Source organism: Bradyrhizobium retamae, from assembly GCF_001440415.1.
In the GTDB taxonomy this organism is placed as follows: Bacteria; Pseudomonadota; Alphaproteobacteria; order Rhizobiales; family Xanthobacteraceae; genus Bradyrhizobium; species Bradyrhizobium retamae.
The window spans coordinates 1-1,038 of the sequence record NZ_LLYA01000150.1 but is presented as its reverse complement, the minus strand read 5'-3'; the positions used below and the strand labels follow the sequence as shown (position 1 = coordinate 1,038).

Annotated in this window: 2 pseudogenes; both read right to left on the bottom strand. The window is 57.9% G+C overall.

Annotated elements, in window-relative coordinates:
• Positions 1 to 353 precede the first annotated feature (353 nt).
• Positions 354 to 763 (bottom strand): annotated as a pseudogene (locus tag CQ13_RS47130) (NAD-dependent epimerase/dehydratase family protein).
• Positions 736 to 1,038 (bottom strand): annotated as a pseudogene (locus CQ13_RS45020) (hypothetical protein); the annotation flags it as partial. The pseudogenes CQ13_RS45020 and CQ13_RS47130, both read right to left, overlap by 28 nt.

Genomic DNA, 1,038 nt, shown 5'->3' with positions numbered 1-1,038 from the left:
CAGGTGGGGGAGTTTGAGGTGACCTCACCCGGGGGATTTTGACCGACCGTCGGGGCCTCGGCGTGCTAATTTAGTGGCGCTCTTGGCCTCATCTGGATGCCGATCGTCGCTTTTGCAGATATCGCCACCCCCGACACGTTTTTTGACGCTGCCGATAGAAGCGATCGGTTCGTCGTCAGAATCACGGGTTTGACTGCTTTTCGGCGAGGACGAGAAAGTACCCGACGGTGCGGCGGAAACCATCTGCCGGGTCGAACGCAGGCGACCAGCCCAAGGCGCTGACTTTCGTATATCGGGGCATGTAGCGGCCATTTTCCGAGTTTTGGCCCTGGCATCGAGGTTCGCCATGTCTGTTACTGGAGCGGGCTTCGAAAAAAGCCTGCTGATCGATTCGCCAAATCGCCAATCGAAATCCAGCCAGAAGGGTTGCCGACGTTATAGGCTTCGCCAGGCTGTCCGCGCAGGAGAACCTGCAGGAAAGCCTCCGTAGCATCCGACAGATAGCAGAACGCGCGCTGGTCTCTCCCAACGCTTTTCACGACAAGCTGCCGTCCGAGAACGGTATCGCGACGAAATCCGCAAACACACGTCCGTCATTCAGCCTCATGCCTGGCCCATAGGTGTGGAAGGGCCGAACGACAGTTGTCGCGATCCCATATTGAAGCGCGGAGGCTGAACAGAGTGCCTCGCCCATGCGCTTGGATTCGGCGTAGCACGATCGGTTGTCGTTCGGATTCAGCGAACCATAGGTGTGTTCGTTGATTGCCGCTGGCGGTTCGCTAAAATGGCCGTAGACTTCGGCGCTCGAGAATAGAGGAAGCGTTCGGCTCGCACTTCCCGTGCCAAATTGAGCAAGTTCAGCGTCCCTACCACATTGGTCAGCATCGTGCCAACCGGATCCGGCCGATAGAACCTAGACGACCGATTCCATGAAACCTCGCTGATGGAGCAGGCTGAATTGGTGGAACGGATGGGCTGTTGGCGGATTCCTCGTTTGCGGTCGGCGAAACGAGGAGCTGTATCATGGCAGGATGGCGG